Origin of the sequence: Sphingomonas kyeonggiensis, from assembly GCF_014204495.1 — a bacterium.
Taxonomy (GTDB): Bacteria; Pseudomonadota; Alphaproteobacteria; order Sphingomonadales; family Sphingomonadaceae; genus Sphingomonas; species Sphingomonas kyeonggiensis_A.
The window spans coordinates 369,787-384,133 of the sequence record NZ_JACHLN010000001.1; the positions used below are offsets into that span (position 1 = coordinate 369,787).

The window sequence follows — 14,347 nt, forward strand, 5'->3', positions numbered from 1 at the left end:
GGGCCGGAGCCATGCCCGGCCGCTCTTTAACCCTGCAGGAGGAATAGGATCCCGCGCACGCAACAATGTTGCGAGATGAATCGCGCTTCCGTCAACAAGGTCAAAATTCGAGCGCGGAAAGCCCGCTCTTGGCCTGTACTTTGTGTACTTTCGCGAGTCGGCTCGCATCCGATGTTGGAAGAGCCGCGCCCGTCAGGCCGGCCGCAGCTCCGATTTCGGCTGGCTGCGCAGCGCCACGAAGGCGATCAGCATCGCCAGCGGATGCAGGCACCCCATCAGCAGGAAGATCTGCCCGTAATTGCCCGACTGGGCGAGGTGCCCCACGAGCTGGGTCGAGAAGATCCCGCCCAGCCCGCTGCCCGCCGCGACGATGCCGAACACGGTCGCGACGACCCGGGTCGGGTAGAGATCGACCACCAGGGTGCTGATGTTGATCTGGAAGACGAGGTGGGCGAACGCCACCAGCGCCGCCAGCGCGAAGGTCACTTCGATCCCCGGATTGGTCGAGATCAGCATGCCCGCCGGCGCCAGCACCGCCGCGACCGCAAGGCCGACCAGCCGGCTGTTGGGTGGCGTCATCCCGCGCTTGATCAGCTGGCCCGAGAAGATGCCCCCGCCGATACTGCCGATGTCCGCAGCGAGATAAACGATCCACGCCGTCGCCGCGATCGTCATCAGACTCAGCTCGCGCTGGTCGGCAAGGTATTTTGGGAACCAGAACAGGTAGAAATACCACACCGGATCGGCGAGCATCCGCGATAGCGCAAAGCCCCACAGGGGCCGCTCGCGCAGGATTGCCCGCCACGGCGTCGGCTCAGCCGGGCCAGCAGCCTTTTCCTTGCCGCGCGGATAGATGGCGAGCCAGGCGACCAGCCAGACAAAGCCCAGCGCGCCGGTCGCCACGAATGCTTCGCGCCAGCCATAGGTCAGCGCCAGCCAGCCGATCAGCGGCGGTGCGATCGTCGCGCCAACCATCGCGCCGGCGGTATAGGTGCCGAAGGCGAAGCCCCGTTCGCGCGGCGGGAAATGCTCGGAGACCGCCTTGGGCCCGGCGGTATAGTTGCCCGCTTCGCCCAGCCCGAGCATTGCCCGGGCGCCGCCCAATGCCGCGGCGCTGCGCACGAAGCCCGTCGCCATGTTGGCGAGCGACCACCAGCCGACGAACAGCGCCAGCGCCGTCCGCGTGCCGAGCTTGTCGGTCAGCCAGCCAGCGACGAGATAGGCGATCGTATAGGCGATCAGGAACAGCTGGACGACATGCGCATAGCCGATGTCGTCGATCTTGAGGTCGCGCTGCACCATCGGCGCGAGGATCGAAAGCGTCTGCCGGTCGACATAGTTGAGCACGGTCGAGGCGAAGAGCAGCGCGAGGATCGCCCAGCGCAAAGGGCTCGGCGAACGGGTCTCGCCGATGGGCACAGCCGGATCGGACATTCAGCCTCCTATTTCGGGTGCAGCTTCGCGCAGCGCGGCAACCAGCGGCTCGGTCGCCGCCTCGGGAATCCAGCCGGAAAGCGCGATGCCGGCATGGGCGGGATCGCCGGTCGAAACCGCGACGACATGATGGTCGCGCTCGTCGGCGACATGGACGCGGGCGTAGCCCAGCCGCCGCACCTCGGCGAGCTTGGCGAGCAGCTGCTCGATCCCTTCCGGGAACATCGGGATGTCCTTGTCGCGATAGATGTCGCGCACTTCGTCGTCGTCCAGCTCGGAGAGCAGGACGATGCCGATGCCGCTGGTCGTGGCGGGCAGCAGGCCGATACGCCCCAGGCCGCGCGATGCCTCGATCCCCGGCGGCGCGTGAAACAGATAGCTGACGCTGTCGCCCCACAGCACGCCGAGCGCTACCGTGTGGCCAAAGCGGCGGAGATTCTCGAGCACCGGCAGCGCGCGCCGGATCAGGCCCGATGCGAACAGGCTCTGCGCGGCAAGCACATGCATGCCGGCGCCGGCGGTGTATTTGCGGTTGGCGGTCTGTCGGGCGATGCCGAGATAGGCGAGCGTCTTGAGCAGCCGGTTGATCTTGGTCGGATCCGCATCGAGCCGCCGCGCGAGCTCGCGGCAGCCGACCGGCTCGGGCGAAGTTGCGAGCGCCTGGAGCGTGGCAATGCCGTCGATCAGGCTCTGGTTCGGCTGGGCGTTGAGTTTAGCGCGCATGGTTGCATCCTATGCACCCGCGCGGAGGCGCCGCATAGCTCACGCCACCCGCTCCGCATGGCCCCAGAAACGTGCGTTCGGCTCGACGCCGAGGCCAGGACCAGTGGGCAGGACATAGCCGCCCTCGCCATGCCCCATATCGGTGTCGAGCAGCGCCAGGTTCCGCTCGAAGACGGAGTGCTGCCACTCATGCTTCCACAGCCCTGGGATCGTCGCCGAAGCCTGGAGGCTGGCGGCAAGGAAGATGCCGGTACCCACCGTCGCATGCGGCGCCACCGCGACGCGCTTGGCGGCGGCGAGCCGGGCGATGCGGACGAACTGGGTGATGCCGGTATGGCCCATCTCGGGCTGGATATAGGCAAGCGGCCCGGCGGCGAGGCGGTTGGTCGCCTCATATTCAGTGTACCATTCCTCGCCCGCAGCCACCGGAACGGGGCTGGTCGCGGCTAGATGCGCGAGCCCGGCAATGTCCTCGGGCTTTACCGGCGCCTCGACGAAGCCGGGGCGATAGGGCGCCAGCTTCGCGATCAGGTCCGCGGCCTCGGCAGGCGAGAATTTCCAGTGCAGGTCGATCAGGATCTCGGCCTTGTCGCCCAGCGCCTCGCGGAGCGCAGCCATCTCGGCAACGATCCCCTCATGGCTGACAACCGCGGCGAACTTGAACGCGTCGATGCCGCGCGCCTGCCATTGCTGCGCCAGCGCAACCCGGTCCTCGAGCGTCGCCGCCGGCAGTCCCGAGAGATAGCCCGGAATCGCCCTATGCACGGTCTCGCCGATCAGCTCGCGGACAGGCTTGCCCGCTGCCTTGCCCTTCAAATCCCACAATGCGATGTCGATCGCCGCGATTGCATCGACATGGAAGCCGCCCCAGGCGCCGCGCACGCGCATCAGCCCGTAGAGCAGGTCCCAGCTCGCGCCGATGTCGCCGACCTTCGCGCCGACAAGCACCGGCGCAAGCAGATCGTTGACGATCTCGCAGGTCGCTTTGGGCGCACAGATCCCATAGGTCTCGCCCCAACCAACGCTACCGTCCTCGGCGGTGACGCGCACCACGATCGAGCGGTCGACCGTCGGGTAGATCGTGCCATTGCCCTTGCGCACGATATAGCCGCGCGCATTGACATGCTCGCCCTCCGCGAGCGGCCCCAGATAGGGCGTGTCGCGGGGGACGGTGACGATGAACGTGTCGATCGCGGCGATGCGCATGGTCAGGCGAGTGCCCCCTGGGGTGCTTCCATCGGCAGCAGGTCTGCCAGCCGGCCGAGCAATGCGTCCAGCTCCGCGCGATCATAGCGGTCAAGTTCTGGTCCCGGCGCACGCACATAAGTGCTTTCGATCAACCCGCGGCGCTGGAGCACCGCCTTGGTCAGTCGCCAGCGGAAGATCGCCTGCATGTTGAGCAGCGGTAGGGTACGCTCGAACAGGTCGCGCGCCTTGTCCTCTTCGCCCGCCGCATAGTCGGCGAGCATGCGGACGTGCAGCTCGGTGATCTCGCAGGCCGGCATCGTACCACGCGCGCCGCGCGCCAGTTCGTCGATCACATAGCGCGCGCCCGCGCCGCCGAAAACGGCCTCGAGCGAATCGCCCGCCAGCTCCGTCAGCCGCGTGATGCGCTGCCCCGAGGGCGGCGCCTCTTCCTTGACGTACTTGATGCCCGGCACCTGGTGCGCGAGCTCGGCGACCTGCTCGAGCGGCATGCCGATGCCCATCGGCGCCGGCGCGTTCTGCAGCATGATCGCGATGCCCGAGCCTTCGTGCGCGGCGCGGAAGAAACCCGCCATTGCGGCGAGATCGCCGGCAAAGGTCTTGGGCGTGAGGATCATCGCGGCCGAGGCGCCAGCCTTCGCGCCGGCTTCGGCATAGGCGATCGCCTCCTTCGTATCGCCAGTGCTGCCGCCGACCACGAAGGGCACGCGACCATCCAGCCATTCGCCGATTCGCGCGGTGAGGTGCAGCCGCTCCTCGACGCTCAGCATGTCATATTCGCTGGCGAGGCCCGGGAAGACCACGCCCTGCGCGCCGGCCGCGACGATATAGTCGAGCACGCGGCGCATGCCCGCTTCGTCCACCGCACCCGACTCGGTGAAGATCGTCGGCAGAATCGGCAGCACGCCTTGCAGCTGGATCACATCCCCTCCGGAATATTTTGTTGCTATATTTGTCATATGCGCCCGCAAATTCACCCTTGTCAACTCAAGTGTTGCGCCGTTGTCACGGCAACACCCTCTGCCAATGAGGGGGTTGCACGATCCCTATTGTTGCTTTAGTAGATACGTCAAGCGGAAGCCAAAGGCGAAAAGCCGGGCCCGCCAACCGCCGGGTTGATAAGGGGAGAGGATATGAAGAATCGCACCATCCAGCGCCTGCTGGTGTCCACCATTCTCGGGTCGGCGGCATTGCTCGCCACACCCGCAGCCGCGCAGACCGACTCGGCCGCGCCGGTCACCCAGGCAGCCGATCCCGCCGAACAGCAGGACGACGGCGCCATCATCGTCACCGGCATCCGCCAGAGCCTTGGCGCCGCGCGTGACATCAAGCGCGACGCGATCCAGTTCGTCGACGCTATCGTCGCCGATGACATCGGCAAGCTGCCCGACCGCAACGTCGCCGAATCCCTCGCCCGCGTCTCGGGCATCCAGGTCGATCGCGGCATCGCCGAGGGCACCAACGTGTCGGTGCGCGGCCTTCGCCAGAACGTCTATTTGTTCAACGGCCGCGAGATCGTCGACGCCACCGGCCGCGGCGGCGTCGGCCTCGATCAGCTCGGCAGCTCGACCTATGGCATCCTGTCGCTGGTGCCTTCCGAGCTGATCTCGCGCCTCGAAGTGACCAAGCTCGCCGGCGCCGACGACATCGCGGGCGCCCTCGGCGGCATCGTCGACATCAACACGCGCAAGCCGCTGGATGGCCCGAACAGCATCGCCGCCCGCGCCGGCGCCAGCTACGACACGCTGACCGAGAAGCCGAGCTACGAGCTGTTCGGCCTGGTCTCGCAGAAGTTCGCCGGCGACACGCTCGGCGTGCTGGTCTCGGCTTCCTATGGCCGGCGCAGGCTTTCTCAGCAGGGACTCGATACCTTCTCGGGCTATACCCGCTTCACGGACTCAAACGGCGCTGTACATTTCGGTCATTCGGACGTTCGCCCCGAGGAAATTTCCGAGACGCGCACCAAGTTCGGCCTGGACGGCGTGATCCAGTGGAAGCCGGGCCCGGGCGTCGAGATCACCCTCGACAGCTTCTATTCCAAGCTGATCTCGGACCGCGAGCGCTACTGGATCTCGTTCAACCCGCAGACCGGGCTGACCAACGCCACCTATTCGCCGAACAACATCCTGATCTCCGGCAACTCGACCGCGCCGGTGCTGACCAACAGCGAGTTCGCCTATACCAAGGCCGACACCTGGTCCTCGGCACTGAACGGCAAGTTCGACGTGACCGACCGGATCAAGGCGAGCGCCGAGGTGTCGTACAACCGCTCGACCTCGAGCTACGACCAGAATTACCTCCGGCTCCAGCCGCTAACCACGATCACGCCGAGCACCAGTTTCGACTTCTCCAAGGGAGATCTGGGTGCCTATTCGATCAGCGGCATCAACCTGAGCGATCCGTCGCAGCTGCGCTTCACCATCCTGTTCGACAATCTCTACCGGGCGAAGACCGAGGCCACCGCCGCGCGCACCGACTGGAGCGCGGACCTGGGCGAAGGCTTCCTCGACAAGCTGAGCGTCGGCGTGCGCTACCAGAAGCTCGACACGCGGGTGAACCCGGCGCTCGCCGATATCCGCCCGACCGGCGGCATCGTCGCGACCTCGCTCGCGCAATATCTGACGCTACGCTCGAACCCCAAGTTCGCCGAGGGCGACTTCGCGGGCCTGACCCGCACCTTCCTGGCGGGCAATGACACCATCGCCGATGGCTGCAGCGCCTGGACCACGGTCACCGCCGTCTCGCAATCGGCGGCCTGCCTCAATCCGACCCAGACGGCCACCGCGCTCGCCGGCACCTACCGGATCAACGAGAAGTTCACCGAGGGCTATGCCAAGCTCGACTTCAAGGTGGAGGGCGGCCTCGATCTCGCCGGCAATATCGGCGTGCGCTACCTGCATCGCGACATGACCTCGATCGGCAACCTGATCGGCGCCACCGGCGGGGTCACCCCGGCCAGCTTCGAGCGCACCGATGACGAATGGCTGCCCTCGGCAACCGTCCGACTGAACGTCGCCGACGGGATGATCGTGCGCCTGGGCGCGGCGAAGGTCGTCGCCTTCCCGAACACCGCCGATCTCAACAACGGCGTCACACTCAACAACACCGCGATCTTCGTCGGCGGCGTGCAGACCACCCCGGGCACCGGCAGCGGCGGCGCGCCGAACCTCAATCCGTTCAAGGCCAACCAGTTCGACGCCTCGCTCGAATATTATTTCGGCCGCCAGGCGCTGTTCTCGGTCGGGCTTTTCTACAAGGACGTCTCGACCTTCATCGTCGCCAAGCAGAGCCCCGAGACGTTCAACAACGTCAACTACCTCATCAATCGCAAGATCAATGGCGACGGCGCCAAGGTGAAGGGCATCGAGGCGCTGCTCCAGCTGCCCTTCTACTTCCTGCCCGGCGCGCTGGACGGGTTCGGCATCGTCGCCACCTATTCGTACATCGACTCCTCGACGCCGATCCGCGACGCGGTGGGCCGCGTGCTCGCCTTCCCGGGCCTGTCGAAGAACAACGCCAACCTGGTCGGCTATTACGAGAAGGGCCCGGTGTCGTTCCGCGTCGCATACAACTGGCGCGACGACTATCTGGTCGGCCTGTCGGGTGCGAACACCGGCATCTACAACGATGCCTATACCGATCTGTCGGCGACCTTCCGGTACGACATCTCGAAGAACTTCTCGCTCAACCTCGAGGCGAACAACCTCCTCAACGAGCACCAGCGCACTTATGACGGCTCCTCGGAAGCGCTGCGGACGAACCTGTTCTTCGGGCGCATGTACAAGGCCAGCGTGAGCGTCAAATTCTGACGCTGGCCTGCCGGGAGGAGATCGAAGGTGAGCGATAGCGAACTGGCCGGGCGCACGGCGCTGGTAACCGGCGCCGCGAGCGGGATCGGCGCGGCGATCGCCCGGCGGTTCCGCACTGCCGGCGCCCGGGTTGCCGGGCTCGATCTCCAGCCCGCATCCGACGCGGACGAGGCGCTGGTCGCCGATCTCCGCTCGGATGCGGACGTGGCCGAAGCGGTGGCGCGGCTGGGCGGGATCGACATCCTTGTCCACGCCGCCGCCATTTCGGTCCATGGCGGGGTGATCGATACCGATACCGCCGCCTGGGCCGACATCTACGACGTCAACGTGATCGGCGCGGTGCGGTTGCTGCGCCAGGCCGTGCCCGCGATGCGGGCGCGGGGCGGCGGGTCGATCCTGCTGCTCTCGTCGATCAACGCCGATTTCGCGACGCCGACGCTCGCGGCCTATGCCGCATCCAAGGCAGCGATCGAGAGCCTAACGCGCACCGCCGCACTCGAATTCGCGCCGGACGGGATCCGGATCAACGCGATCGCGCCGGCATCGGTCGATACGCCGCTGCTGCGGGACTCGTTCGATCGCGCCGAAGACCCGCAGGCGGCGCGCGCCGCCAATATCTTGCGCCATCCGCTTGGCCGCCTCGGCACCCCCGAGGATGTTGCCGAGCTGGCGCTGTTCCTCGCCTCGGATCGGGCGAGCTGGATCACCGGGGCCATTCATCCCCTGGACGGAGGTGCAAGTGTCACACGCCGCTGATGCCGAGATTGTCGGCGTCAATTGGGGAAGCTCGAACTTCCGCGCCTGGCGGATCGCCGGCGACGGAAGCGTAGTCGACGAGATCGTCGCGGCGAAGGGCGTTGCGGGGCTGAGCCGGGAAGGCATGGCCGAGATGATGGCGACGCTCGCAGCGCGCTGGCCCGGTCACGGCCCGATCTACGCATCGGGCATGATCGGATCGAACATCGGCTGGGCCGAGGCGCCCTATGCGATTGCACCAGCCGGCATGGCAGACCTCGCCCGTGCGGCGATCCCGGTGGAGATCGGCGACAGCCCGGTGCGGATCGTACCTGGCATCGCCTGCAACCGCGACTTCGACGCCGCGCCGGACATCCTGCGCGGCGAGGAAACCGAGTTGCTCGGCCTGATGGAGCTGGCACCCGGCAACGGCGTCGCCGCGCTGCCCGGCACCCATACCAAATGGGTGCGACGCGAGAATGGACGCATCGGCGAGTTCCTCACCGCCATGTCCGGCGAGATCTTCGACCGGCTGACCGCGCAGGGGCTGCTTGCCTCGATCGTCGAAGGCGAGGCGGCGGACGGACCGGCGTTCCGCGAAGGCGTCGCGCGCGGACGTGCCGGTGGGCTTGGGCTGTCGAGCCTGCTCTTCGGCGCCCGCGCCCGCGTGATCCGCGGCGAGCTCAGCCGCGCCGACGCCGCATCCTATATCCGCGGACTGCTGATCGGTTCGGAGATCGCCGATGCGATGGCCGCCTTCCCCGATATGGGCGATGCCGTGGTGCCGCTGATCGGCAACGGGCCGCTTTCCCGCCTCTACGCCGCCGCACTCGGCTCGGCCGGGATCGAGAGCGAACTCGTCGAATCGCGCCGCGCCTGCCTGCTCGGCTTCCGCGCGCTGCACCGGGCGAGCATCGGATGAGCGACGGCGCGGCCGCCCGGCTCGATGCAGCGCTGGCCGAACTGCCGATCGTCGCGATCCTGCGCGGCCTGCGCGCGGAGGAAGCGGTAGCGGTCGTCGACGCGCTCTACGATGCCGGCATCCGCATCGCCGAAGTCCCGCTCAATTCGCCCGACCCGTTCGACACGATCGCGCTGCTCTGCCGCGAATTCGGTGACCGGATGGCGATCGGGGCGGGGACCGTCACCGATCCGGAGCAGGTACGAAAGCTTGCCGCATGCGGCGCGACAATCTGCGTCTCGCCGAATATCGATGCCGCGGTTATCGGGGAGGCACTGCGCCTCGGCCTGGTTCCGCTGCCCGGTTGCGCAACACCGAGCGAAGCGTTCGCCGCACTCGCGGCCGGGGGGCGCCACCTGAAGTTCTTCCCTGCCGCCGGGCATGAAGGAGACATCGCCGCGTTGCGCACGGTGCTGCCGAAGCATGTGGCGGTGCTGGCGGTCGGCGGCGTCGGCCCGGCCAATATCCCGGCATTGCGGGAAGCCGGCTGCAGCGGATTCGGCATCGGATCGGATCTCTACAAGCCAGGCCGCTCCGCCGAGGAAGTCGGCGCCCGTGCCGGTGCGCTGATCCGCGCCATCCGGCACGCCCCTCGCGCGCGGCTGATCGCCAACCCGCAGGCGATCATCGGCGAGTCCCCGGTAGTGCAGGGCGATACCGTCACCTGGACCGACCCGGTACGCCGCCGCGTCTATCGTTTCGCCGAAGGCGAGGTGACCGAGCAGCCCACCGAACGGTCGATCTTCGGTCTCGCCGAGCTCCCCGACAGCCGCATCGCCGGCACGCTCGAAAGCGCCTTCTGCACCCTCGACGGCACCACCGGCCCACAAGCGGAGATCGGTCCCGGCTGCCGCTTCAACGACCTGACCGTCGATCCCAAGGGCGGCCTGTGGGGCGGCACCATGCACAAGGCGATCCTGGCCGGCCGCGGCGCGATCTTCCATGCCGCCGGTCCCGAAGCCGCGCCGCGCCGCGTGGCCGAAGGGCTGGGCGTGCCCAATGGCATGGCCTTCTCCGAGGACGGCAGGACGCTGTTCGTCATCGACACGCTCTCGCGCACGCTGATCGCCTACCCTGCCGATATCGACGCCGGCACGCTCGGCGAGCCGGTGATCGTCAGCGACTTCATGAATCTGCCCGGCAAGCCCGACGGCATGACCCGCGCGGCCGATGGCCGTTTCTTCGTGGCGATGTGGGGCGGCGGCTGCGTCGCCGAACTGGCACCCGACGGCGCCATGCTGCGCAGCATAGCGGTGCCGGCACCCAATCTCAGCAGCGCCGCGCTGGCCGGCGACACGCTCTACGTAACGAGCTCGCGCATGCGGCTTTCGCCTGCCCAGCTCGAGGCTTTCCCCGCCAGCGGCGGGCTGTTCGCGATTGACCTGACGGGCGGCGGATCCGCCCGACACACCCGGTCCAAGGAGACGCGTACCGAGTAACCAAAACCAGAATCAGGAGAGAATGCCATGCGCTTGCGCTTGATTGCCAGCACAGCGTTGCTGTGCCCGCTTGCCCTTTTGACGCCCGCCACCGCCCAGGCCCAGGTGGCCGTCGATACGGTGCCCGCGGAGACCGATTCCTCCAACGCCGCCGCCTGGTGGCGGCCGATGGTGGTGAAGGGCAACACCACCTATGTCGCGTTCAACGCGCCCGGCGATACCGCCGGCACCCACAAGATCAAGATCGGCGTGAAGGTGGGAACCGGCGCCTGGACGATCGACTATCTCAAGGACGAGAACGGCAATGTCTGGAGCCATGCCGACGATGTCGGCCACGACCAGCCGACGATCGCGGTGGACGGTGACGGCTATATCCATGTCTGGACCGATCATCATGTCGACGACTGGCGCTATTTCCGCTCGAGCGCACCGAATGATCCGACGGGCATGCTGCGCCGCATCGGCGACATGCCGGGCACCGTCGGCGCAACCTATCCGATCGCCGAGGACGCGCCCAATGGCGACATCTTCCTGATCATCCGCAACCACTACAACAATGCCGGCCAGGGCGAGCTCTATCGCTGGGACAATGCCGCGAACAGCTGGTCGAAGATCGGCATCTTCGCGCGCGAGAACACCAACTATGTCTATCCCGACGACCTGAAGATCGACGATGCCGGCAACGTCCATATCGCCTTCGAATGGGCCTATGGCACGCCGCGCTCGCTGCGCCACTATGGCTCCTACCTGAAGTACGATGTCGCCGCCGGCGTATTCCGTACCGCGAACGGCGTCGCACTCAGCGCTCCGGCCACGCGCACCACCGCCAATGTCCTGTTCCAGGGGCTCGGCACCGGCGAGGTTTGGAACAACTCGAACGACGGCGTCGGCATCCAGGCGGCAGGGCTCACTGTCGACCAATATGCCCGACCGAGCATCGCCTATCGCTATCGCACCGCGGGCGGCACCAATGCGTACAACTTCGACGTCTACCGCGTGCGCTGGAACGGCGCCTGGGTCGACCGGGTGAAGATCTACACGGCGAACAACGACGTGCCCGCCGCCGTGGAGACCACGCACAACGGCACCCGGGCGCGGGTCTATTTCACCGTGCTGGGCAGCGGCCTGATGGCGGCGGAAAGCCCGACCTGGGCGGTGCGCCAGGTGGCGCCGGCCCAGAGCTCGGTGACCCGCATCTCGGGCATCCTCAAGTCGACGACCGAGGACGTGATCTACGCCGCGGCACCGACCGAGATCGACGCCAATCGCGGACGACTCCACGTCATCAGCATCGGCAACACCCTGCCCTGACCGAACGAACGCTCCGGCGGGTCCCGCCGCCGGAGCGCTTCCGCATGGAGATCGCCCTTGATCCGCAAACACTTGCTCTGGCTGCTGCCGCTGGCGGGCTTGTCCGGCCTGGCGCTGTTCCTGACCCGCACCGCCGATGCGCCGGCAAAGAGCGGCAACGTGATCGTTTCGCCGACGCCCGACGCCGCGCCGAGCCCGGCGCCCACCCTCACTCCGCCGCCCGTCGCCACCGAGACGCCGAAGCCGAAGACGGTCCTCATTCCCGAGGCTCCCGCAAAGGCGGCGGACGGCACGATCGTCACCCGCTGCACCGATCCGGAGTGCTGAGCGGCTTGGCGCGGCGTTCCATTTGCCCTATGCGCCGCGCCGTGGAGGGCACACGCCCTCCACGACAAGATCGCGCCGGTGCCCCGAAAGGGGCTTAAACGGGAATGCGGTGCGGACGGGCTTTCCGTCCAATTCCGCGGCTGTCCCTGCAACTGTAAGCGGCGAGCGCGATGCACTGGCTCCCCATTCGAGGGAGCAGCCACTGGACCATCGGTCCGGGAAGGCCGTGCATCACGCCCTGACCCGCGAGCCAGGAGACCTGCCGGCGCAACGGTCGCTCTTGCTTTGGTCCAGGGGATGGCCAGGGCACGGTATCTCTCCGTCTGAGCGACGAATCAAGCGGCAGGGGCCGCTTCGGTACGTGCGCGACGGCGAACAAGCGCCCGCCTCGCGTCTCGCACCGGCCGTTCGCGGCAGGCCCCCGCCCTCGTTGCACGGGCGCCGGGGGGACTACCCATGTTGAAGACCAGTTTCGTCTCGCTGCTCGCGATCGCCGCCGCCACGCCGGCCTTCGCGCAGAGCGAAGACCAGTCCGGCGATCCGCAGGACACGATCATCGTCACCGCCTCGCGCTCGGGCGAGGGCACCGAGCTCAAGGACCTGCCCGCCTCGGCCACGGTGATCACCGCGCAGCAGCTCGACCAGCGCCAGACGCGTATCGTCTCCGACGTGCTGCGCGACGTGCCCGGCATCTCGGTCAGCCGGATCGGCGCGATCGGCGGCCAGACCCAGATCCGCATCCGCGGCTCGGAGAGCAACCACGTCCTCGTCCTGATCGACGGGATCGAGGCGGCCGATCCCTATTATGGCGAATATGACCTCGGCACGCTGATCGCCGATCCCGCCGCCCGCGTCGAAGTGCTGCGCGGCCAGCAGAGCTCGCTCTACGGCTCGGACGCGATCGGCGGCGTGATCAACTACATCACCCTGTCGGGCCGCGAAGCGCCGGGCTACAGCGCGCGCATCGAAGGCGGCTCGTTCGGCACGCTCAGCACCGCGGCCCGCGCCGCCGGCGCCTCGGGCGATTTCGACTATGCGGTGTCGGGCAGCTGGTACCACACCAGGGGCTATCCAACCGCGCGCGGCGGCAGCCGCGACATCGGCTCGGACAATGTCGGCGCGACCACCAAGCTCAACTGGACCCCGGCGGAGAATTTCAAGCTGAGCGGCGTGCTGCGCTACAGCTATACCGACGCCGAGACCAACGACAGCGATGCCAATCCGGCGAGCCCGCGCTTCGGCTACACGATCGACAGCCCCGGCACCTATTTCACCAATAAGGCACTTTACGGCCTGCTCAGCGCCGAGCTGACCGCGCTCGACGGGCGCTGGACCAACACGCTCTCGGGCCAGTTCTCGGACACGACGCGCAAGGGCTACAACGCCTTCGGCTTCAACTATGGCGACAAGGGCCAGCGCTACAAGGGATCGTTCGTGTCGAGCTTCCGCTTCGGGACCGACGCGATCAGCCACCGGCTGACCGGCGCGGTCGACTGGGAGCGCGAGCAGTTCCAGAACATCGCGCCGTCGACCGGCTCGCCCTATGACGCGTTCCGCGGCCGCCGCGACACCGACAATCTCGGCCTGGTCGGGCAATATGAGCTGACCGCGGGCGGCTTCACCGGCGGCGCCTCGATCCGCTACGACGACAATAACCGCTTCGCCGACACCACCACCTGGCGCGTCCAGGCCGGCTATCGCCTGCCGACCGACACGCGCATCCACGCGGCCTATGGCACCGGCGTGAAGAACCCCGGCTATTACGAGCTCTACGGCTATTCGAGCGGCACCTATATCGGCAATCCGGACCTGAAGCCGGAGAAGTCGCAGGGCTGGGAAGTCGGCGTCGACCAGAGCTTCTGGGACGGCAAGGCCGTGATCGGCGCGACGTACTTCGATTCGAAGCTGACGGACGAGATCTACACCAGCTATCCGGCGCCGAACTTCACCGCGACGCCGGCCAATCGGACGACGGACTCGAAGCAGCACGGCGTCGAAGTCACCGCCAGCCTGCGCCCGATCCGGCAGGTGCAGATCGAAGCGGTATATACGCATCTCGATGCGACCGAGGACGGCGTCACCGAGGTCCGCCGCCCCGGCGACATCGCCAGCTTCAACGCCACGCTGTTCAGCAAGGACGAGCGTTTCTCGACCACGCTGACCGTGCGCTACAATGGCCGGATCGACGACGTCGCCTATACCGACCCGAGCTATGTGCCGGTGCGCGTGTCGCTCAAGCCATTCACGCTGGTCAATCTCAACGCGCAGTACAAGCTGACCGATCGCTTTTCGGTGTTCGGCCGCGTCGAGAACCTGTTCGACGTGAAGTATGAGGAAGTGTTCAGCTTCGCGACCCCGGGTGCCGCTGCCTATGGCGGCGTGCGCGTGGCGTTCTGAAGCAT

11 protein-coding genes and 1 riboswitch are annotated in these 14,347 nt (G+C 67.2%); of the genes, 7 read left to right on the plus strand and 4 right to left on the minus strand.

The window, feature by feature from the left end:
- Window positions 1-192: 192 nt before the first annotated feature.
- From HNP52_RS01920 to HNP52_RS01935, 4 genes are read right to left on the minus strand one after another with little or no spacing between them, the layout of a single operon-like run.
- Entirely contained in the window at window positions 193-1,434 is a 1,242-nt protein-coding gene (locus tag HNP52_RS01920) for an MFS transporter (protein WP_184161714.1), read from the minus strand.
- Window positions 1,435-2,157, minus strand: coding sequence for an IclR family transcriptional regulator (locus HNP52_RS01925; RefSeq protein ID WP_184161717.1), 723 nt, complete (start codon window positions 2,155-2,157; stop codon window positions 1,435-1,437).
- Between the two features lie 39 nt (window positions 2,158-2,196).
- Complete coding sequence (locus HNP52_RS01930; protein ID WP_221416075.1) at window positions 2,197-3,363, minus strand: mandelate racemase/muconate lactonizing enzyme family protein; 1,167 nt, start codon at window positions 3,361-3,363, stop codon at window positions 2,197-2,199.
- A gap of 2 nt (window positions 3,364-3,365) precedes the next feature.
- The gene (locus HNP52_RS01935) at window positions 3,366-4,286 is read right to left on the minus strand and encodes a dihydrodipicolinate synthase family protein (protein WP_311768382.1); all 921 of its coding nucleotides are present in this window, start codon (window positions 4,284-4,286) and stop codon (window positions 3,366-3,368) included.
- A gap of 210 nt (window positions 4,287-4,496) precedes the next feature.
- Here HNP52_RS01935 and HNP52_RS01940 point away from each other — a divergent pair, with 210 nt between their 5' ends.
- The 7 genes from HNP52_RS01940 to HNP52_RS01970 all read left to right on the plus strand — a co-directional run bounded on the left by HNP52_RS01940 (window position 4,497) and on the right by HNP52_RS01970 (window position 14,342).
- Window positions 4,497-7,172: a TonB-dependent receptor gene (locus tag HNP52_RS01940; protein WP_184161720.1), complete on the plus strand. Its 2,676-nt coding sequence runs from the start codon at window positions 4,497-4,499 to the stop codon at window positions 7,170-7,172.
- Window positions 7,173-7,199: 27 nt separating this feature from the next.
- Window positions 7,200-7,928 (plus strand): SDR family oxidoreductase, encoded by a 729-nt coding sequence (locus HNP52_RS01945; protein WP_311768383.1) that lies wholly within the window; start codon window positions 7,200-7,202, stop codon window positions 7,926-7,928.
- Window positions 7,912-8,829 (plus strand): 2-dehydro-3-deoxygalactonokinase, encoded by a 918-nt coding sequence (locus HNP52_RS01950; RefSeq protein ID WP_184161723.1) that lies wholly within the window; start codon window positions 7,912-7,914, stop codon window positions 8,827-8,829. The genes HNP52_RS01945 and HNP52_RS01950 overlap by 17 nt, the downstream gene beginning before the upstream one ends.
- Complete coding sequence (locus HNP52_RS23260) at window positions 8,826-10,307, plus strand: 2-dehydro-3-deoxy-6-phosphogalactonate aldolase (RefSeq protein ID WP_184161726.1); 1,482 nt, start codon at window positions 8,826-8,828, stop codon at window positions 10,305-10,307. The genes HNP52_RS01950 and HNP52_RS23260 overlap by 4 nt, the downstream gene beginning before the upstream one ends.
- 78 nt (window positions 10,308-10,385) lie before the next feature.
- Window positions 10,386-11,618 carry a BNR-4 repeat-containing protein gene (locus HNP52_RS01960; protein WP_184161729.1) on the plus strand — a complete coding sequence of 411 codons (1,233 nt, stop codon included), beginning with the start codon at window positions 10,386-10,388 and terminating at the stop codon, window positions 11,616-11,618.
- A gap of 57 nt (window positions 11,619-11,675) precedes the next feature.
- A complete protein-coding gene (locus HNP52_RS01965) occupies window positions 11,676-11,945 on the plus strand; it encodes a hypothetical protein (RefSeq protein ID WP_184161732.1) in 270 nt (89 codons plus the stop codon).
- Between the two features lie 59 nt (window positions 11,946-12,004).
- A riboswitch (cobalamin riboswitch) is annotated at window positions 12,005-12,227 on the plus strand.
- A 174-nt stretch (window positions 12,228-12,401) separates the two neighbouring features.
- Window positions 12,402-14,342, plus strand: coding sequence for a TonB-dependent siderophore receptor (locus HNP52_RS01970; protein WP_260395861.1), 1,941 nt, complete (start codon window positions 12,402-12,404; stop codon window positions 14,340-14,342).
- Window positions 14,343-14,347 lie beyond the last annotated feature (5 nt).

Bases quoted from the DNA above. Each gene is read 5' to 3' on its own strand.
- HNP52_RS01925 (WP_184161717.1), bottom strand. From the start codon at position 2,157: ATGCGCGCTAAACTCAACGCCCAGCCGAACCAGAGCCTGATCGACGGC.
- HNP52_RS23260 (WP_184161726.1), top strand. From the start codon at position 8,826: ATGAGCGACGGCGCGGCCGCCCGGCTCGATGCAGCGCTGGCCGAACTG.
- HNP52_RS01930 (WP_221416075.1), bottom strand. From the start codon at position 3,363: ATGCGCATCGCCGCGATCGACACGTTCATCGTCACCGTCCCCCGCGAC.
- HNP52_RS01940 (WP_184161720.1), top strand. From the start codon at position 4,497: ATGAAGAATCGCACCATCCAGCGCCTGCTGGTGTCCACCATTCTCGGG.
- HNP52_RS01920 (WP_184161714.1), bottom strand. From the start codon at position 1,434: ATGTCCGATCCGGCTGTGCCCATCGGCGAGACCCGTTCGCCGAGCCCT.
- HNP52_RS01970 (WP_260395861.1), top strand. From the start codon at position 12,402: ATGTTGAAGACCAGTTTCGTCTCGCTGCTCGCGATCGCCGCCGCCACG.